This window comes from Mesorhizobium sp. WSM4833 (assembly GCF_055811095.1).
Genome location: NZ_JBVVQG010000011.1, coordinates 102,445 through 121,749 on the forward strand (window position 1 = coordinate 102,445; position 19,305 = coordinate 121,749).

Consider the following 19,305-nt stretch of genomic DNA (forward strand, 5'->3'; position numbering starts at 1 on the left):
CATTTCTACCTACATTGTGGCATGCTCGAAGCAACAGCCAGTAACAAAATCAACAGTTACACGAGCCATTTCATCAGGCCCGAAGGTACCTTGCTGATAGTTCTGCTGGTGGTGGCTTTCTTGCCCGTACTGCTCGTCGACATACCCGCTATGGCAGACTATCCAAATCATCTCGCAAGAATGTCGATCCTGATGCGCGCCGGTACGCCCGAAGCCCATCCCTACTATGAAGCCGCGTGGGCACCCTACCCTAATCTAGCCATGGATCTCGTCGTCCCGTTCGCTGGGCGCTTGATCGGGATCGAGCTGGCATCAAAGCTTTTCTATCTAGTCTCGCAAATGCTGGTCGTCAGCGGGGCAATGGCCGTCGGAGCGGCCGCACAGGGGCGTGTGATCCTCAGCGGCTTCGTCGCTTCGCTCTTCCTCTACGCCATGCCTTTCGCTTTCGGATTCGTGAATTTTGAATTTGGACTGGGGATCGTTCTTTGGTCCATCGCGGTTTGGATTTGGCTTGCGGAAAGACCTTTGCCGCTGCGCCTTGCGATCCACGCCGTCTTCGTCGTGGTTCTGTATATCTCTCACCTATTTGCCCTCGGCCTGTATGGCATTGTGGTGGGGCTGTACGAACTCTCCCGCTGGCCAGACCATATTGAGAATTGGAAACGCACGATCTTGCTGGTTGCCGGAATGGCTGCTCCGGTCGTCGCAGTTGGCGCCCTGGCGCTCGCCTACGGCGGCAAAGTGGGTGGCGAAGGAACCGAATGGGCCCTGTCGGCGAAATTGTTGGCGCTGGTTCAAGTCAACGGCTTCAGCAGATACACTTCCTCAGCCGTGACCGTGGTGCTGGTCATTCTCAGTTACCTTGCGGTGAAGCACAGGATGGTGGCGGTCTCTCGCGTCGGCTGCTGGATAGGCTTTGGGCTCTTGTGCCTGTTCATTGTCATGCCGTTTCGCGTTGCGGACACGGCCTTTGTCGACGGGCGCGTCCTTCTGGCGCTTATTCTGATCCTGCCAGCCTTCGTCACGATCAAGCGTCCGCAAGACTCGCGTGGAACACTTCTCGTCGCGCTGGCGTTTGGCGCCGGGCTTGCAAACAGTGGCATCGCGATCTGGGCCCAATTATCGTGCCGCAGCGAATATCGTGCCCTTATGACCGCGTTCGACGCCATTCCAATGGGTTCGCGAATCCTTACCGGCCAGAATGGCCTTCCAGACGACCCGCCAACGAATCTGCTCCTTTATCCAATGTACAATGCTGCCGCGTTGGCCGTAGTCACACGCAATGCACTGATGCCAACGCTGTTCACCTATCCGGGAAAACAGCCGGTGAGGCCCCGGCCGGAAGTGGCAAACCTGACCGTACCGCAAGGCGGGCCTATCCCGATGTCTGAGCTGGAGGCCTACGCCGCCGGTGCTTTACCACCGGTCGAGGCAGCGTATGCAGCGCATTGGACCCGTGACTTTGACTATCTGCTGGTAATCGCGCCGGAGCGCAGCCCGCCACGACACGGCAATCTTGAATTAATCGCCGAAGGCAAACAGTTCAAATTTTACAGAATAAGGAAATTGGTCGACGCGGACAGGAAAAGCGGATGATGTCCACGCGCGACACTCCTGTCACGACATGGCATGAAATTCATGCTGAAGCATCTGCCGAAAGGATTATCAATCCATCCCGGTTCGCGGGGATTCCGATCCCCAGTTGAGACCCTAAAACAACCGCCCGCCATCCGGCACCTTACGCTCGATCGCGCCGAGCACCACGGCGCCCTCTTCGTCGGGAAAGCCGAGAGTGAGCACTTCCGACATGAATGGACCGATCTGGCGCGGCGGGAAATTGACCACCGCGAACACCTGCCGGCCGATCAGCGTCTCCGGTGTATAGTATTTGGTGATCTGCGCCGACGATTTCTTGATACCGATGCCGGCGCCGAAATCGATCTTCAGCTTGAACGCGGGCTTGCGCGCTTCGGGAAACGGCTCGGCCTCGACGATCGTGCCGGCGCGGATGTCGACACGATCGAAATCGGCAAAACTGATCTCGGGCTTGCGCTCGGTGTTCGAACTCATCTTGGTCTTGTCTGCCTTAACGGGGACTCAGGCGTTGCCGTAGGTCTCGAACAGCACGCCGGCCAGGGCATCCTTGGCCGAGGTTCCCGACCAGACGACGAACTGGAACGCCTGGAAATAGCATTCGCAGGCTTCCAGCGCCGACGACAGCAACACTTCGACCTGCTGGCTCGACGGCTCGACCCCGCCGGCCAGCAGCAGCGACTGGCGGAACATGATCGCGCCCTCCTGCTCCCAGAGGTCGAAATGGCCAAACAGCATCTGCTCGTTGATCAGCGACAAGAGCCGCATCACTTCCAGCGTGCGGGTCTCCGGCACCTTGATATCGAAGGCGCAGGCCAGGTGCAGCGCCTCGAAATCTTCCATCCACGAAAAGGAGACGTGATAGTCGGTCCAGCTTCCGGCAACCGAGATCGAAATCTCGTCGTCGCCGGCCCGCTCGAAAGACCAGTCGTTGTTGTGGGCCACCTGCTCGATAACATCCACCGGATGGATTTCGCGGGAGAATTCGAGTTCGAGAAGTTCCATGGAATGCTTCCTGTCGTTCTGTACGAGCGCCGCCACACGCTCCGCGGGAGGGCACACACAACGAACAATCTTGTCTAGAACTCGGACGGCCAGGACTTTCTTCGCGCAAAGACGACTTCTCGACGCAAAGACCCCAGACCGGACCCCACCGCCCGGTCGCATGACCCTGCTCCGAATCATGCAACAAATTCAGTCTATTGATCGGGAGTCGCGTGAACAGCCCAATTTTTCGCACTGCGTCATTCGCATGTGGAAAGCCGCTGTCACAAAGATTCATGCAATGCCGTTAAGCGATTCACGGCAAAGCGCTTTTCAGGATCGGGCTATGTGGAAAAGTTTAACGATTATTTTTTTGTGCGCGGCTTGGCGGCCGTCGCTGGTGTGGCGTCACCGGCCAGTTCGGCAAGCTTCGCCTCGAGCGCCTCGATGCGGGCGGCAAGGCGGGTGTTTTCTTCCCGCGCCTTGGCGGCCATCTCGCGCGCGGCTTCGAACTCTTCGCGCTGCACCACGTCCATCGTGTTGAGAATGCGCTCGGCCTGCCCCTTGAAGGCGGTCTCCACCTCACGGCGCACGCCCTGGGCGGCCCCGGCGGCGTCGGTCATCAGCTTGGCGAATTCATCGAGAATGCGGTTCGGTCCGGTCGACATGGCAAATCCTCGCGCTTGCACAAAATTGACGTAGTGGCGCCGCGCGTCGAATGCAAGCTTGTTGCACCTTGCTGCGGCATCAAGTCGAGTGCGCCCACCTTGCCTTGACCCTGCCAAAACCCTGCCGCATGGTCCGCGCCCAAACACGTTCGCAACCGAGAGTTCCCCGTTGAACGAATATTTCCTGCTGCCGCTGGCCTCCCTGCCCTTCCCCAACATCAACCCGATCCTCATCCAGATCGGGCCGCTGGCGGTGCACTGGTATGGCGTCGGCTATATCGTCGGCATCCTGTTCGCCTGGTGGTATGCCAAGCGGCTCGCCGCCAATGCCAGGCTGTGGCCGAACGGCGTCCTGCCGATGAAGCCGGAGGATCTCGACGATTTCATCGTCTGGGCGGCCATCGGCGTCGTGCTCGGAGGCCGCACCGGCTATGTGCTCTTCTATGATCTGGCGCGCTACATCGCGCACCCGCTCGATATCTTCGCCGTGTGGCAGGGCGGGATGTCGTTCCATGGCGGCCTGCTCGGCGTCATCCTCGCCATGACGCTGTTTTCCATCAAGCGCGGCATCCGCACCTGGTCGCTGTTCGATGTCGTGGCGGCCGGCGTGCCGGTCGGCCTTGGCCTGGTGCGCGTCGCCAACTTCATCAATTCCGAACTGTGGGGCCGACCAACCGACGTGCCCTGGGCGTTCGAGTTTCCCAATGGCGGGCCGTTTGCCCGTCATCCGAGCCAGCTTTACGAGGCGCTGCTCGAGGGTGTGGTGCTGTTCCTTGTGCTGCGCATTCTCACCCATTCGCGCCTCAGGCTGAAGACGCCGCGCTTCGTCGGCGGCGCCTTCATCTGCGGCTATGGCCTGTCGCGCATCTTCGTCGAGTTCTTCCGCGAACCCGACCAGCAGCTCGGCTATCTCCTCGGCACCAACTGGTTGACCATGGGCATGATCCTGTCGTCGCCGATGGTGTTGGCCGGCATCTGGGCGATGGCGACCGCCAAGCCGGTGACACAGCCGCAGCCGGCATGACACGGCTGAAGACCCGCATCGTCGACCTGATCGAGGCCCTGGGGCCGCTTCCCGTCAACGAGTACATGGCGCTCTGCCTGTTCGACCCGGCGGACGGCTACTACACGACGCGCGAGCCCTTTGGTGCGGGCGGCGACTTCATCACCGCGCCGGAGATCAGCCAGATGTTCGGCGAACTGGTCGCCGTGTGGCTTTATCAAGCCTGGCTGGCGGGCGGCCGGCCGCGGTCGGCCACCATCGCCGAGATCGGACCCGGCCGCGGCACGCTGATGAAGGACATGCTGCGCACGCTGTCGCGGCTCGACCCTGGCCTGGCCAACGGCGCCACCTTCGCCATGATCGAGACCAGCCCGCGCTTGACCGAGGTGCAAAAAAAGACGCTTGGCGTCACGCCCTTCGCGGTTGGCTGGCATGAAACCATCGAGACCCTGCCGCAACAATCGCTGTTCATCGTCGGCAACGAACTGTTCGACGCGGTGCCCATCCGCCAGTTCATCCGCGCCGGCGCCGGCTGGCGCGAGCGCATGGTCGGCCTCGACGAGACCAACGACCTTTGCTTCTTCGCCGGCGCCGGCTCGGTCGACCCGACGCTGCTGCCCGCCGATGCCGCTGACGCGCCGCAAGGCGCGATCGCCGAAGTGGCGCCTGCCCGCACCGCGCTCATGGCAACAATCGCCGAGCGCATATCCAGGCATGGCGGCGCCGGCCTGTTTCTCGACTACGGCCATTTCCAGCCGGGTGTCGGGGACACGCTGCAGGCCTTGCGCAGCCACGATCACGAAGATGTGCTGGCCAATCCCGGTGAGGCCGACCTCACCTCCCACGTCGATTTCGCCGCCCTTGCCGCGATCGTGCGTGCACATGGCCTCGAAGCCCATCTGACGACACAGGGCGACTTCCTGCTCGGCATGGGTATCCTCGAGCGCGCCGGCCGCCTTGGCGCCGATGCCGGCCAGGCGGCGCGCGAAAGGATCGCCGGCGACGTCGAGCGCCTCGCAGGGCCGCAAGCCATGGGCGAGCTGTTCAAGGTGCTTGCGGTGCTGCCTCGCGGCGGCGTGGCGGTTCGGCCCTTTGCCGAGGCGGATTGACTTTTTACCGCCGCCCCTCCCAATCTCCCGTCCGCGCTTTGCAGCCTGTTCTCGACCAAGCACCTTCTTCTTGACGAAACCGCCCACACGGACAACAACGCCCGCATGCTGAATCAGACCAAACCGGATCCCGTTCGGTCGCCGCTGCTGGACAAGGCGCAGGCACAAGGCATCCGCCACGGCTATTTCACCCGCGTCGGCGGTGTTTCCGGCGGCATCTATCAGGGCCTCAACATCGGCACCGGATCGAATGACGACCAGGCGCTGGTTGCCGAGAACCGCAGCCGCGTCGCTGCCTGGATGGGCGTGCCGGCAAGCCATCTGTTGACCGCCTGGCAAATCCATTCGCCCGATGTCGTCATTGCCAGGGAGCCCTTTGCCGGCGAGCGCCCCAAGGCGGACGCTATCGTTACCGACCGGCCGGGCATCGCCATCGGCGCCTCGACCGCCGATTGCGGTCCCGTGCTGTTCGCTGATGCGCAGGCGCGCATCATCGGCGCTGCGCATGCCGGCTGGAAAGGCGCGTTCACCGGCGTGCTAGAAAACACCATCCTGGCGATGGAAAGCCTCGGCGCCCGGCGCCAAAACATCGTCGCCGTGCTAGGCCCCTCCATCGGCCCGCGAAACTACGAGGTCGGCCCGGAATTCGTCGCCCGCTTTGTCGAAGCCGACGCCGAAAACATCCTCTATTTCGCTCCGTCCGCCAATGCCGGCCATGCGATGTTCGACCTCAACCGCTACACGGTTGACCGGCTGGCCAAGGCAGGCGTGACGGCTGAGGGCCTAGACCGCTGCACTTACGCCGAGGAAGGCCTGTTCTACTCCTATCGGCGCACCACGCATCGCAAGGAGCCCGATTACGGCCGGCAGGTTTCGGCAATTGTCTTGGAGAGGGAATGATGGCGCTGCATTTTGAACGATCTGAATTTGACGCGCGGCGCGACCGGCTGATCATCGAGATGGCCGAAAAGAAGCTCGACGCCATCCTGCTGTTCGCGCAGGAAAGCATGTATTGGCTGACCGGCTACGACACGTTCGGCTTCTGCTTCTTCCAGTGCCTGGTGGTCAAGGCCGACGGTTCGATGGTGCTTCTGACCCGCTCGGCCGACCTGCGCCAGGCACGTCAGACCTCGATTATCGACAACATCGTCTTGTGGACCGACCGCAACGGCGCCAATCCCGCGGTCGACCTGCGCAATCTGCTCAACGAACTCGACCTGCTCGGCGCCCGCATCGGTGTCGAATATGACACCCACGGCCTGACCGCCTTCAACGGCCGCCGCCTGGACGAGCAGTTGCAGACCTTCGGCCAGATCGCCGATGCGTCCGGCATTGTCGGCCGGCTGCGCCTGTTCAAGAGCCCGGCCGAGATAGCCAAGGCCGAGAAGGCCGCCAATCTCTCCGACGATGCGCTCGACGCGGCACTGCCGCTTATCAAGCAAGGCGGCGACGAAGCTCTGATCCTGGCCGCCATGCAGGGCGCGATCTTCGCCGGCGGCGGCGACTATCCGGCCAACGAGTTCATCATCGGCTCCGGCGTCGATGCGCTGCTGTGCCGCTACAAGGCCGGCCGCCGCAAGCTCACCAAGAACGACCAGCTGACGCTCGAATGGGCCGGCGTCTTCAACCACTACCATGCGCCGATGATGCGCACGGTGCTGACCGGCAAGGTGTCGAAGCGCCATCAGGAACTGTTCGACGCCGCCCGCGCAGCACTCCTGGCTGTCGAGAAGGCGATGATGCCGGGCAACAGCTTCGGCGACGTCTTCGATGCGCATGCCCGCACCATGGAGGCACACGGCCTGACCAAGCACCGGCTGAACGCCTGCGGCTATTCGGTCGGCGCCCGCTTCACCCCGTCCTGGATGGACATGCCGATGTTCTACCAGGGCAATCCCGAACCGATCGCGCCCAACATGACGCTGTTCGCCCATATGATCATCATGGACTCCGACACCGAGACGGCGATGACGCTTGGCCGCACCTACCTGACCACCGAATCCCAGCCCAGGCCGCTGTCCCGCCATGATCTCGACTTGATCGTAAAGTGAATCCACAGTGGGAGGCGTTCTTCGCCAAGGAGTTAGAAGGCAAATGAGACGATCGCATGTGACGACCGTGTCATTGCTTGTGGCATTGGCTCTTGCCGCCTGCACCAACGCAAAGGACGTGCTCGAACCGTCGGCGATCACCCCGCCGGCGACGTCGACCCAGACGCTGCCCGCAACGTCAGGCAACACGGCGGCAACGGTTCCGGCCGGGCCCGCCACCAGCACGTCTGGCGCTCCCGTAACCGCCGCCGCACCGGTCACATCAGCCCAAAGCGCTGCCATCCTGTCGAAGACCCGCTTGCAGATCGCGCCGATCGTCGGCGCTTCGGTGGAAGCTGCGACACCTCTGACGGCGGAGTTGCAGACCCGTGCCAGGCAGCGCGGCATCACTCTCGCCGGCAGCGCCGACCAGACCGTGACACATGTGCTGAAGGGCTATTTCTCGACGATGTCCGAAGGCGCCGACACCACCGTCATCTATGTCTGGGACGTCTATGACCCCGCTGGCAACCGGCTGCACCGCATCAATGGCCAGCAGAAGGCTCCGTCGGTCAATTCCGGCGGCAGCGCGGGCGGCGACAGCTGGAAGGGGATCTCGCCGGCCACCATGCAGGCGATCGCCGACCAGACCATCGACCAGTTCGCCGCCTGGCTCGGCGGCAAGGCGGGCTAGAGGCATCGACCCCAAAGTGGAGACGGTTTTGGGAAAATCCGATGCCCAATGAGAAGAAGAACCAGCACAAGTCCCCTGCTCCCTGTTGCAGTCCGGCGATGGCGCGGAGCTTTCTTGAGTTTAGCCGGCGGATTCCCGATCTCGGCGCTTGCAATACCAGCGCGGGCCGCTAAAAGCCCGGTTAAAGGGCGCAAGCGAGTCCGTCAGGCCTCATCATCCTCCACCAGGAACCGTGCATGAAACTCTTCGCGGGCAATTCCAACAGGGTGCTGGCCGAAGCAGTCGCCCGGTACCTCAATGTCCCGCTGGGCAAAGCCACGGTCAGGCGCTTCGCCGACCAGGAAATCTTCGTCGAAATCCAGGAAAACGTGCGCGGCGAGGATGTCTTCATCCTGCAGTCGACCTCGTTTCCGACCAACGATCATTTGATGGAACTGCTCATCATGATCGATGCCTTCATGCGCTCCTCGGCCAAGCGCATCACGGCGGTCATCCCTTATTTCGGATACGCCAGGCAGGACCGCCGCGCCTCCGGCCGCACGCCGATCTCGGCCAAGCTGGTTGCCAACATGATCACCCGCGCCGGCGTCGACCGCGTTCTGACGCTCGACCTGCATGCCGGCCAGATTCAGGGCTTCTTCGACATCCCGACCGACAATCTGTTTTCCGTGCCGGTCATGGCCCGCGACGTGAAGGCCAAATACAAGCAACTCGGCAACGTCGTGGTGGTTTCGCCCGACATTGGCGGCGTGGTCCGCGCTCGTGCGCTGGCCAAGCGCTTCGATGCGCAACTGGCCATCGTCGACAAGCGCCGCGAACGGCCGGGCGAATCGGAAGTCATGAACATCATCGGCGCGGTCGCCGGCAAGGATTGCCTGCTGATCGACGACATCGTCGATTCCGGCGGCACGCTGTGCAACGCCGCCGATGCGCTGCTGGCCAACGGCGCCACCAGCGTCACCGCCTACATCACCCACGGCGTGCTGTCGGGCGGTGCCGTTGCCCGCATCAGCGGCTCGAAGCTGCAGGAACTGGTGATCACCGATTCCATCCAGCCGACCCAGGGCGTGCTCGACGCGCCCAACATCCGCGTCATCTCGATCGCCGACCTGATGGGCGAAGCCATCTCGCGCACGGCGACTGAGGAATCGGTGTCCAGCCTGTTCGACTAAACCCGCCTGCCCTTAAGGCGCGGAGCTTTCCAACCGAACCGGGCCGATCAGGCGACGAGCGACCTCGACGTTCTCGCGTGCGCCGCGCATATAGCCGCGCGGCGAGGTCCCCAGCATGCGCTTGAACATGGTGATGAAGGCCGGCACGCTGTCATAGCCGAGATCAAGCGCCACCCTGGTGATCGGCTCGCCGTCCGCCAGCCTGGGCAGCGCCGCGAACAGGCAGGCCTGCTGGCGCCATGTCGACAGCGACAGGCCGGTCTGGCGCTGGAAGGCGCGCGTGAAGGAACGGCGGCTCATGCCGGCTGCATCGGCCCACTCGTCGATGGTCGCATGCGGCGACGGTGCTGCGACGAAGCGTCGGCACAGCGCCGACAATCTTGGATCGGACGGAAATGGCAGCCCGAGAGGCCGTTCCGGCAAGGTCGGGATTTCGTGCAGCAAAAGGTTCATGATCAGCCCACCGCGTCCTTCCAGAACGCCGCCTTGCGGGAGCTTCTCCGATTCCACGATCAGGCTGTGCATCAGGTCGGTGACGCCCACAACGCGCAAGCCTTCGGGCAGCCCGGGGATCGCCTGTGGCATGACATAAACCGAACGCATCGAGACGTCGCCCAGCATCTCGACGGAATGCTCGGTGCCGGCTGGAATCCACATCGCGTGGTCGGGCGGCACCATCCAGCGCCCGTAGCGTGTCGTCACCAGCACCACACCGACAAGCGCATGCAAGAGCTGGCTGCGGCTGTGGCGGTGCTGTGGCACGCGGTAGCCGTCAGGATATTCGGTCGGCAATGCCACCGCCGGCCCGGCCACTTGCTCAAGCCACTGCCAGCGGCTCTCGTGCAACTGGCCGAGATTGGCATTGCCAGCGTGAAAGACTTCTTTGCCGTGCGGCATCTAGTTATGGCCCACTTGCGAAACTATTGGACCAAACCACGAAAGAAGTCGTCTCGCAAGCGGCTTATAAGGCACCGTCCCTAGGGTGGCCGCAAGGAGCGTCCGCCAGTTGCCTGCGGGCGTGCCCGCCAAAAAGACCACGGAGCCTACCTTGACCGATACGACAGCAGCCAGCGTCGCCCCACCGGCGAGCGCCAGTCACGCCTCAGCCCAGGCGACGGCCTTCACCGTCATCCTGGCAGTGAGCTTCTGCCACTGCATCAACGACATCATGCAGTCGCTGCTATCGGCCATTTACCCGCTCCTGAAAGAGAATTATGGCCTCGATTTCTGGCAGATCGGCTTGTTGACCTTCACTTTCCAGGTGACCGCATCCTTGCTGCAGCCGCTGATCGGCATGATCACCGACAAGCGGCCGATGCCCTATTCGCTGCCCTACGGCATGGCGTCGTCGCTGATCGGCCTGATCGTGCTCGCCTATGCGGGGCATTATTCGCTGCTGCTGATCGGCGCCTCGCTGATCGGCATCGGCTCGGCGATCTTCCACCCGGAATCCTCGCGCATCGCCCGCTTCGCTTCCGGCGGCCGCTTCGGCCTGGCGCAGTCGCTGTTCCAGGTGGGCGGCAATTTCGGCCAGTCCATGGGGCCGCTGCTGGCAGCCTTCATCGTCGTGCCGTTCGGCCAGACCAGCATTTCCTGGTTCGCCGTCGGCTCGCTGATCGGCATCATCGTTTTGTGGCAGGTCGGCGGCTGGTACAGCCGGCTGCGTGCCGCGCAGGGCACCCGCAAGGCGGCGAGCTTCGTTTCGCCCTTCCCGCGCCGCAAGGTGATGAATGCATTGATCGTGCTGACACTGCTGGTTCTGAGCAAGAATGCCTACATCGCCAGCCTCGCCAGCTACTACACCTTCTATTCCATGCATAAGTTCGGCGTTTCTGTGCAGATGAGCCAGGTCATGCTGTTCCTGTTTCTCGGTGCCTCGGCGCTGGGCATCCTGCTCGGCGGCCCGTTCGGCGACCGCTATGGGCAAAAGGCGATGATCTGGTTCTCCATCGTCGGCGTGCTGCCCTTCACGCTCGCCCTGCCTTACGCCAATCTGGAATGGACGATGGTGCTGACGGTGCTGATCGGCCTGATCCTCTCCTCGGCCTTCTCCAACATTGTCGTCTTTGCGCAGGAGCTCGTGCCGGGCCGCGTCGGCATGATCGCCGGCATCTTCTTCGGCTTCGCCTTCGGCATGGGCGGCATCGCGGCGGCCGTGCTCGGCGTCGTCGCCGACATGAAGGGCATCGATTTCGTCTTCCAGATCTGCTCCTATTTGCCGTTCCTTGGATTGCTGACCGTGTTCCTGCCCAACATGAAGGAAGCGCGCAAGGCGCAGGCGGCCGCCTAGATCAGGCCTGAAACCCACGCAAGGAAAAGCACCCGCCGGACGGCGGGTGCTTCTTTCGTTCCAACGGCCTATGCTTTGAAGAAGGCCAGCAGGTCGGCGTTGACGATGTCTGCATGGGTCGTGGCCATGCCGTGCGGGAAGCCCTTGTAGACCTTGAGCTCGCCCTTCTTGAGCAGCTTGATCGTCAGCAGCGCCGAGTCCGCGACGGGAACGATCTGGTCGTCGTCGCCGTGCATGACCAGCACAGGCACGTCGATCGCCTTCAGATCCTCGGTGAAGTCGGTTTCCGAAAAGGCCTTGATGCAATCATAATGCGCCTTGGTGCCGCCCATCATGCCCTGGCGCCACCAATTGTCGATGACGCCCTGCGATACCTCTGCGCCCGGGCGGTTGAAGCCGTAGAACGGACCTGATGGAACGTCGCGGAAGAACTGGGCGCGATTGGCTGCCTGCGCGGAGCGGAAGCCGTCGAACACTTCGATCGGCAGGCCGCCGGGATTGGCGGCAGTCTTGAGCATGATTGGCGGCACCGCGCTGATCAGCACCGCCTTGGCGACACGGCCGCCGGCGCCATACTTGGCGACATAACGCGCCACTTCGCCGCCGCCGGTCGAATGGCCGACATGGATGGCGTTCTTGAGGTCCAGATGGGCTGCGAGTTCCGCGACGTCGGCGGCATAGGTGTCCATCTCGTTGCCGATATCCGTCTGGGTCGAGCGGCCATGGCCTCGGCGATCATGGGCAATGACACGGTAGCCCTGTGACACGAAGAACAGCATCTGGGCGTCCCAATCGTCGCTGCTCAACGGCCAGCCGTGATGAAAGACGACAGGCTGCCCGGTCCCCCAGTCCTTGTAGTAAATCTGCGTTCCGTCCCTGGTGGTGATCGTACCGCTGCCGGAGCTGGGTTTGGTTTGCGAGGTCATCTCAATCTCCTTCTGGTTATTTTCGCGATAAACAATATCGCGATAACGACATAGCTAACGCGGCCTAAAACCCTTGTCCACAAAAATATGTATCGCGATATCATTTTTCGTGGTATCGAAATGATGCCCACATTGGCAAAAGGAATGCGCCGTGCCTCTCCCGTTGGACAATCAGCTCTGTTTCACGCTCTATGCCACCAGCATGGCGATCAACCGCACCTACAAGCCGATGCTGGACGAGATGGGCATCACCTATCCCCAGTACCTGGTGTTGAACGCGCTTGGAGAGGCCGACGGCATGTCGGTCGGCACCATCGCCCATCGGCTCGCTTTGGAATCGAGCACCGTCACGCCGCTGGTGAAGCGAATGGAGCAGGCCGGGCTGGTGACCCGCCAGCGCAGCCAGACCGACGAACGCCAGGTGCAGGTCGATCTGACATCAGCCGGGCGCGCACTGCTTGTCCAATGCAACTGCCTGAACGAAGCCTTGGTCGAACGCTCGGGCATGACGCTGACTGAGCTCGATGCGCTGAACCGGCAGATCCAGGCGTTACGCTCCGCGTTGACCGGCGACCGCTAGCACGGCTTTTGACGACGGCTAAGCCAAACGTCGGAAGAGGCCACCATCATGCGGACTTAAGCACGGCAAATGGCCGTTTGCGCATGGCCCGCTTTGCCTGGAAACTGACGGCGGGAGCGGGACGGCCGACATGGAAGCCCTGGATCTTGTCTATGCCGAATTCGCGCATAAGGGCCATCTGCTCGTCTGTCTCCACCCCTTCGACCAGGATTTTGTGGCCGCGATTTCGAACCAGGGTGATAATGTCCTGCAGCATCGCCTTGCCGCTCGGGGAGCTGCAGTCATGCAGAAACGAGCGATCGATCTTCACCGTATCGAAATCGATCAGGCGAAGCCACGAAAGGCCCGCGAAGCCGGTCCCGAAGTCATCAAGCCAGATCTTGATCCCGAGCAGCTTCAGGTCGCTGATGCAGCGCAGGATGTCGGAGTGCATCTCCATCTCCAGCCCTTCGGTGATCTCGAAGGCCAGCCTGCTGCCTGCGACGCCGGTCTCGCCCAGAATGGTCGCGACCGACGTCGCGAAGCCCGGTGTCTTGAGCTGGATCGGGGAGACGTTGACACTGACGACACGGACGTGGTCGTCCGCCAGCAGTTCGGCGCACACTGTCCTTATCGCCCAGCGCCCGAGTTCCAGGATCGCGCCGGTCCGTTCGGCCACCGGAATGAACAGGCTCGGCGGAACCGATGTGCCGTCGAGCATCTTGAGGCGCATCAGAGCCTCCACCGCTTCAACCCGGTCCGATTTGACATCCTGGATAGGCTGGTAAACGAGTGAAACGAGATTCTGGCCGATCGCGATCTTCAGCAAAGCCGCAATGTTCTCGCTCTCGTCACTGCTTTGCGGGTCGGTTGGATCGAACAGCCGGGCACAGTTTCGGCCGCCGGCTTTCGCCAGATAGAGAGCGCGATCGGCCTCGTGAATGATTTTCTCCAGCTTGGCCCCGGTCTGCGTCCGGGTGAATGCGGCGCCAACGCTTACCGTTACGATAGAGACGCCGTCGCGCCGCAGTTCGTGCGTCAGAGCCAGGTTCTCCACCGTGCTGCAAATGGCTTCCGCAATGTCCAGGATCTGCTCCTTTTTCTCCATGCGAGCCAGGACGATGAACTCTTCGCCGCCATAGCGGCCGATGGAGCCATTATACTGTTTGATCATATCGCTAAGGGCATTGGCGACATGGATCAGGCAGCGGTCGCCTTCCTGATGGCCGTAGCAGTCATTGAACTTCTTGAAGAAGTCCACGTCGATGAGGATCGCCCCAAAGCTGGTGCCGACCTTTTGCCAATCGTTCCAGTAGTCTCGCAGCTTCTCGTCGATCGCGCGCCGGTTCTCCAGACCCGTGAGCGGATCGGTCCGCGACAACCTCAGCAGGGCCTTGCCGCGTTCGGTCGCCTCATTGTGCTGGATCTTGGCTTCCAGGGCGTTCAGGAAGACGTTGTAGCGTTCCTCATTCAGTTTCCAGTTCACATATGAGGTGAACGTGAAACAAGAAACATAGAAAGCCCCAAATACCATTTTGTATATGAGAGTTGAGGGAACAAAGTAATTTACGATATAGAGTATACATAGGATTATTGTCGAGGTTACGATAGAAAGCTTGAAATTGAATGTAAAGAAAAGATTGGCGCTCATCATGAATATGGTCCCAAAGACCATATAGTAAGAGACGCTTTCCTTGTCCGCGCCCATAATCGCCGGGCACAGCCAACCAACATAGCCAAAGATGATGGCCCCGGCGCAGGTCACGTCGAGCCATTCCGTCCCGACGCCGTGGCGAAGCTGCGCTTCCAGGATCAAAAGCGCGCTCAAGCCGACCGCGAAGCGCGCCGTGATCGTATAGGCGGCCACATCCGGGATCAGCAGCAGATCCGTTGCCGAAAACAAGAGATAGATCGCAACTGCGATCCAAAGCCCTGGCCTGGCTTCCCCTCTTCGCGTCGCCCGGGCTTCAGTGCGGTAGAGGGCGCGAAGTTCGTCGGCCCCCAATTCGTAGCGCGGCTCGTACGGCTCCGCATCAACCGTATCGGCCAATGCGGATGACACGTGTTCGTTCATCACAATCGACCCCTTTTGAAAGGGATTTTGTTTTCCGAACTCATTTCCAGCTTCTGCCCCCACGCGGGCCGGCTCCTTGGGACGCGACGGCGATTGCGAACGCCGGGCAAACAAATGCAATCGCGCAAGACAAGTTTCCGTTAACTCGAACCCGGAATCCGGCTCGGAAGCTGATTAACCAACGAACATGGTTGGCGGGAAATTAATCATAAACCTAAAATGCCGTCGGCCCGACATTGGCAAAGGGAGCATTCTACGCAATAAGTTAACCGACTGTTAACTATGGAGTGATGGCGTGCAGACCGTTCTTGATGGCAAAAGCTTGATTACTGCCGAGATGCTCGCCGGCACGCTGCCTCGGGGAAAGATCGAGCATCATGGCGAAGCGTTCGAAACCGCGCGCGCGGAGCTTGCCCTCATTCTCCACGCGACACAGCAGCAGGTCGAACAGGACAAGAACCCGGCCGAGATCGTCGGCCGCTTGCTGTCCTTCCTCAATGGCCTGCATTCCAAGGTTCATCCCGACGTCTGGCATGCGTTGATACCGGTCGCGCAGAACCATCCGATCCTGAAGTATTTTCTCGAGGATCCACTGACGCACTGGTCCTTCACCAAACCCAGGGGCTATTCCGGCGACGCGCAGTTGCTCGACTACATCTATTGTGATCCGCACGTGGCAGAGAGCGTGGCGAACGCCTCGGAGGTCGGCAAAGCACTCTATAGCCATACCCAGAACGTACCGTCATGCGTCGCGGCCCGGGAACGACGCGACCTCCTGACCCGATATGTCGACGAGATCGCGGCCAAGAACGGACCGGAAACCGAGGTTCTGGCGATCGCGGCCGGCCATTTGCGGGAAGCCAATCGTTCGGTCGCCCTGACGGAGGGCCGTCTCAAGCGCTGGGTTGCGCTCGACCAGGATCCCCAGAGCGTTGGGCTGATCTCGCGCGACTTCCAGGGCACCGCCGTCGAAGCCATCGACGGCTCGGTGCGAACCGTGCTCACGCGGGGCCACAAGCTCGGCAAATTCGACTTCATCTACGCCTCCGGCCTTTACGACTACCTCGCCCACAACGTCGCGGTGAAACTCACGAAGACCTGCCTGCAGATGTTGAAGCCGAACGGAACATTCCTGTTCGCCAACTACGCCGAGGGCACCCCCGACGCGGGGTATCGGGAGACGTTCATGGACTGGGTGTTGCTGCTGCGATCGGAGGTCGATATGTGGAACATCGTCAATGCCAGCGTCGACCGCAACACCGTCGAGGCGCAGGTATTCTTCGGCGAGAACCGCAACGTGCTCTATGCCGTCATCGAAAAGCGCGGATAGCGGCCGTCTGGGCTGCACCAGGCCGGTCGTGCCTTTGGCTTGCACCTCCGGCCGCCTTCCGCTATAGAGCCGCCACCCGCGTAGACACCCTTGGAGGCAACGCGGCGGAAGGCCGCCTTCCCGCATGATCCCGAAAAGTGGATTCCGGTTTTCGGACCAGATCATGCATGGGTATGTCGGCTTTCGACGTTTACGGTCCAGGCACTCTGCCCACCGTGAGCGCTCCAGAACAAACCGAAAGGAAATGCCATGAGCCACGACACTTACGAGCTCAAGGCCGAAGCACGCGAACAGGTCGGTAAGGGGTCCGCCCGTGCAGTTCGCCGCAACGGTAAAGTGCCTGCAGTAATTTATGGTGACAAGCAGCCTCCCCTGGCTATCGCGCTCACCTACAAGGACATCTACTACAAGATCCATGGCGGCGGGTTCCTGACCACGATCGCCACGATCGATGTCGACGGCAAGAAGATCCAGGTCCTGCCGAAGGACTTCCAGCTCGACCCGGTCAAGGATTTCCCTGTCCATGTCGACTTCCTGCGCATCGGCAAGGACACCGAAGTCAATGTCGACGTGCCTGTCCACTTCATCAACGAGGACAAGTCGCCCGGCATCAAGCGCGGCGGCGTGCTCAACATCGTGCGTCACGAAGTCGAGTTCCACTGCCCGGCCAATGCGATCCCGGAATTCATCACCGTCGATCTCACCGGCGCCAACATTGGCGATTCGATCCACATCTCGGCGGTCAAGCTGCCGGCTGGGGTCAAGCCTGTGATCTCCGACCGCGACTTCACCATCGCGACCATTGCCGGTTCGTCGGCGATGAAGCCGGAGACGGAAGAGACGGCTGAAGCGGCTGCACCTGAAGCGGCTCCTGCCGCCGAAGAGAAGTAACTCTTTCACGCCCGGAGCAGGCGATGCTGCTGTTTGCAGGTCTCGGCAATCCGGGCGCGAAATACGCCGGCAATCGGCACAATGTCGGTTTCATGGCGGCGGACGCAATCGCCCGCCGCCATTCCTTTTCGCCCTGGTCGAAGAAATTTCAGGGCCTGATCGCCGAGGGCTCGCTCGGCGGCGAAAAAGTCGTCCTGATCAAGCCGCAGACCTTCATGAACCTGTCCGGCCAGTCGGTCGGCGAAGCGCTGCGCTTCTACAAGCTCGAGCTTTCCGCGCTCACCGTCTTCTATGACGAGATCGATCTTGCCGAAGGCAAGCTGCGCATAAAGACCGGCGGCGGCGCCGGCGGCCATAACGGCATCCGTTCGATCGATGGCCATGTCGGCAACGCCTATCGCCGCGTACGCATCGGCGTCGGCCATCCAGGCGTCAAGGAAATGGTCCAGCACCATGTGCTCGGCGATTTCGACAAGGCCGACCGCGAATGGCTTGACCCGCTGCTCGACGCGATCGCCAACAACGCCGCCATGATCGCCAAAGGCGACGAATCCGGCTTCATGAACAAAGCCAGTCTCGCCGTCCAGGGCAAGGCCGGGCCGGAGCCCGAAAAATCGGCACCTAAGCAGCCGGCGCAGAAGCAGCAAAGTCACGTCCGCCAGGCACGGCCCCAACAGCCCCTGGCCAAGCTGCCGGAAAGCGGTCCAATGGCCGCCATGCTGAAGAAGCTGTTCGGCGGCAAGGACTGAGCATCAAGGGGACCGAAGGGCTTGACGTTGATCACCCCTATCGCCCATAGCCCTGATCAAATTTCTATTTCCCGATAGGACCGGACAAAATGGGTTTCAAATGCGGCATCGTTGGCTTGCCCAACGTCGGCAAGTCGACGCTTTTCAACGCGTTGACCAGAACGGCTGCGGCGCAGGCCGCCAACTATCCGTTCTGCACCATCGAACCGAATACCGGCGAGGTCGCGGTGCCCGATCCGCGCCTGCAGAAGATCGCGGCGATTGGCAAGTCAAAGGAGATCATCCCGACCCGCATCTCCTTCGTCGACATTGCCGGTCTGGTGCGCGGCGCCTCGAAGGGCGAAGGGCTGGGCAACCAGTTCCTCGCCAACATCCGCGAGGTCGACGCCATCGTGCATGTGCTGCGCTGCTTCGAGGATGACGACATTACCCATGTCGAGGGCCGCATCGACCCGGTGGCCGATGCCGAGACGGTCGAAACCGAGCTGATGCTCGCCGACCTCGACAGCCTCGAGCGCCGCATCGTGCAATTCCGCAAGCGCGCCGGCAGCAAGGACAAGGAAGCGACGTCAGTGCTGCCGATGATGGAGGCAGCGCTAGAACTGCTGCAGGCCGGCAAGCCGACCCGCATCCTGCTCAAGGATATTTCGGCCGAAGATTTGCGCATCCTGCAGGGCCTGAACCTTCTGACCTCGCATCCCGTGCTCTATGTCTGCAACGTCGCCGAGGCCGACGCAGCCACCGGCAACGAGCACACCAGGGCCGTGGAAAAGATGGCGACCGCCCAGGGCGCCGGCACCGTGGTGATCTCGGCCGCCATCGAAGCCGAGGTCGCACAGCTCTCCGATGAGGAAGAGATGGAATTCCTGTCCTCGCTCGGCCTCGACGAGCCCGGCCTCAACAAGGTCATCCGCGCCGGCTACGATCTGTTGCACCTCATCACCTACTTCACCGTCGGGCCGAAGGAGACGCGCGCCTGGACCATCCATAAGGGCGACAAGGCCCCCCAGGCCGCCGGCGTCATCCACACCGATTTCGAGCGCGGCTTCATCCGCGCCCAGACCATCGCCTACAATGACTTCGTCACACTGGGCGGCGAAGTGGCGGCCAAGGAAGCCGGCAAGGCCCGCGACGAAGGCAAGGAATATGTCGTCCAGGACGGCGACATCCTGCTGTTCAAGTTCAACACCTGAGGCTGGTCTATCGAGCATCCAGACATCCGACGGGGTAACC

Annotated in this window: 19 protein-coding genes; 13 read left to right on the plus strand and 6 right to left on the minus strand. The window is 61.7% G+C overall.

Translation table 11 applies throughout. The features are described from left to right. Positions 1-21: 21 nt before the first annotated feature. A complete protein-coding gene (locus AC0L2D_RS22380) occupies positions 22-1,596 on the plus strand; it encodes a hypothetical protein (protein ID WP_473542441.1) in 1,575 nt (524 codons plus the stop codon). A 114-nt stretch (positions 1,597-1,710) separates the two neighbouring features. Here AC0L2D_RS22380 and AC0L2D_RS22385 read toward each other — a convergent pair whose 3' ends face one another. From AC0L2D_RS22385 to AC0L2D_RS22395, 3 genes are all read right to left on the minus strand, one after another. Beyond that, entirely contained in the window at positions 1,711-2,070 is a 360-nt protein-coding gene (locus tag AC0L2D_RS22385; protein ID WP_013530010.1) for a tRNA-binding protein, read from the minus strand. Positions 2,071-2,097: 27 nt separating this feature from the next. Further along, positions 2,098-2,598, minus strand: coding sequence for a type III secretion system chaperone family protein (locus AC0L2D_RS22390; protein ID WP_013530009.1), 501 nt, complete (start codon positions 2,596-2,598; stop codon positions 2,098-2,100). A gap of 344 nt (positions 2,599-2,942) precedes the next feature. Beyond that, complete coding sequence (locus AC0L2D_RS22395) at positions 2,943-3,245, minus strand: accessory factor UbiK family protein (RefSeq protein WP_013530008.1); 303 nt, start codon at positions 3,243-3,245, stop codon at positions 2,943-2,945. A 169-nt stretch (positions 3,246-3,414) separates the two neighbouring features. Between AC0L2D_RS22395 and lgt the strand changes: the two genes are divergently transcribed. The 6 genes from lgt to AC0L2D_RS22425 all read left to right on the plus strand — a co-directional run bounded on the left by lgt (position 3,415) and on the right by AC0L2D_RS22425 (position 9,253). Next, positions 3,415-4,269 carry a prolipoprotein diacylglyceryl transferase gene (gene lgt, locus AC0L2D_RS22400; protein ID WP_337121363.1) on the plus strand — a complete coding sequence of 285 codons (855 nt, stop codon included), beginning with the start codon at positions 3,415-3,417 and terminating at the stop codon, positions 4,267-4,269. Next, a complete protein-coding gene (locus AC0L2D_RS22405; protein ID WP_473542444.1) occupies positions 4,266-5,357 on the plus strand; it encodes a class I SAM-dependent methyltransferase in 1,092 nt (363 codons plus the stop codon). The genes lgt and AC0L2D_RS22405 overlap by 4 nt, the downstream gene beginning before the upstream one ends. Positions 5,358-5,462: 105 nt before the next feature. Further along, positions 5,463-6,257 carry a peptidoglycan editing factor PgeF gene (gene pgeF / locus AC0L2D_RS22410; protein WP_127370313.1) on the plus strand — a complete coding sequence of 265 codons (795 nt, stop codon included), beginning with the start codon at positions 5,463-5,465 and terminating at the stop codon, positions 6,255-6,257. After that, on the plus strand, positions 6,257-7,408 hold the full coding sequence (locus AC0L2D_RS22415; protein WP_013530004.1) for a M24 family metallopeptidase: 1,152 nt from the start codon (positions 6,257-6,259) through the stop codon (positions 7,406-7,408). Before pgeF ends, AC0L2D_RS22415 begins: the two co-directional genes overlap by 1 nt. Before the next feature lie 43 nt (positions 7,409-7,451). Next, positions 7,452-8,081: a hypothetical protein gene (locus AC0L2D_RS22420; protein WP_473542446.1), complete on the plus strand. Its 630-nt coding sequence runs from the start codon at positions 7,452-7,454 to the stop codon at positions 8,079-8,081. Positions 8,082-8,317: 236 nt separating this feature from the next. Next, complete coding sequence (locus AC0L2D_RS22425) at positions 8,318-9,253, plus strand: ribose-phosphate pyrophosphokinase (protein WP_013530002.1); 936 nt, start codon at positions 8,318-8,320, stop codon at positions 9,251-9,253. Between the two features lie 12 nt (positions 9,254-9,265). Here the strand turns inward: AC0L2D_RS22425 and AC0L2D_RS22430 are convergent, their stop codons facing one another. Then, positions 9,266-10,150: an AraC family transcriptional regulator gene (locus AC0L2D_RS22430; RefSeq protein ID WP_013530001.1), complete on the minus strand. Its 885-nt coding sequence runs from the start codon at positions 10,148-10,150 to the stop codon at positions 9,266-9,268. 151 nt (positions 10,151-10,301) lie between these two features. On the opposite strand from AC0L2D_RS22430, the gene AC0L2D_RS22435 reads away from it, so the two are divergent. After that, a complete protein-coding gene (locus tag AC0L2D_RS22435; protein WP_063170320.1) occupies positions 10,302-11,543 on the plus strand; it encodes an MFS transporter in 1,242 nt (413 codons plus the stop codon). Positions 11,544-11,611: 68 nt separating this feature from the next. Here AC0L2D_RS22435 and AC0L2D_RS22440 read toward each other — a convergent pair whose 3' ends face one another. Continuing rightward, entirely contained in the window at positions 11,612-12,469 is an 858-nt protein-coding gene (locus tag AC0L2D_RS22440; RefSeq protein WP_473542449.1) for an alpha/beta fold hydrolase, read from the minus strand. Between the two features lie 151 nt (positions 12,470-12,620). Between AC0L2D_RS22440 and AC0L2D_RS22445 the strand changes: the two genes are divergently transcribed. Continuing rightward, positions 12,621-13,049 carry a MarR family winged helix-turn-helix transcriptional regulator gene (locus AC0L2D_RS22445; protein ID WP_473542451.1) on the plus strand — a complete coding sequence of 143 codons (429 nt, stop codon included), beginning with the start codon at positions 12,621-12,623 and terminating at the stop codon, positions 13,047-13,049. A gap of 46 nt (positions 13,050-13,095) precedes the next feature. Here the strand turns inward: AC0L2D_RS22445 and AC0L2D_RS22450 are convergent, their stop codons facing one another. Next, complete coding sequence (locus tag AC0L2D_RS22450; protein WP_032808605.1) at positions 13,096-15,102, minus strand: putative bifunctional diguanylate cyclase/phosphodiesterase; 2,007 nt, start codon at positions 15,100-15,102, stop codon at positions 13,096-13,098. Between the two features lie 295 nt (positions 15,103-15,397). Between AC0L2D_RS22450 and AC0L2D_RS22455 the strand changes: the two genes are divergently transcribed. The 4 genes from AC0L2D_RS22455 (at position 15,398) to ychF (ending at position 19,265) form a co-directional block, all read left to right on the plus strand. Then, the gene (locus AC0L2D_RS22455) at positions 15,398-16,432 is read left to right on the plus strand and encodes a methyltransferase (RefSeq protein ID WP_013529996.1); all 1,035 of its coding nucleotides are present in this window, start codon (positions 15,398-15,400) and stop codon (positions 16,430-16,432) included. 249 nt (positions 16,433-16,681) lie between these two features. Next, positions 16,682-17,323: a 50S ribosomal protein L25/general stress protein Ctc gene (locus AC0L2D_RS22460; protein WP_013529995.1), complete on the plus strand. Its 642-nt coding sequence runs from the start codon at positions 16,682-16,684 to the stop codon at positions 17,321-17,323. A gap of 23 nt (positions 17,324-17,346) precedes the next feature. Beyond that, a complete protein-coding gene (gene pth, locus AC0L2D_RS22465; RefSeq protein WP_224675187.1) occupies positions 17,347-18,072 on the plus strand; it encodes an aminoacyl-tRNA hydrolase in 726 nt (241 codons plus the stop codon). 89 nt (positions 18,073-18,161) lie between these two features. Further along, positions 18,162-19,265, plus strand: a complete 1,104-nt coding sequence (ychF, locus tag AC0L2D_RS22470) for a redox-regulated ATPase YchF (protein WP_024505635.1) — start codon at positions 18,162-18,164, stop codon at positions 19,263-19,265. Positions 19,266-19,305 lie beyond the last annotated feature (40 nt).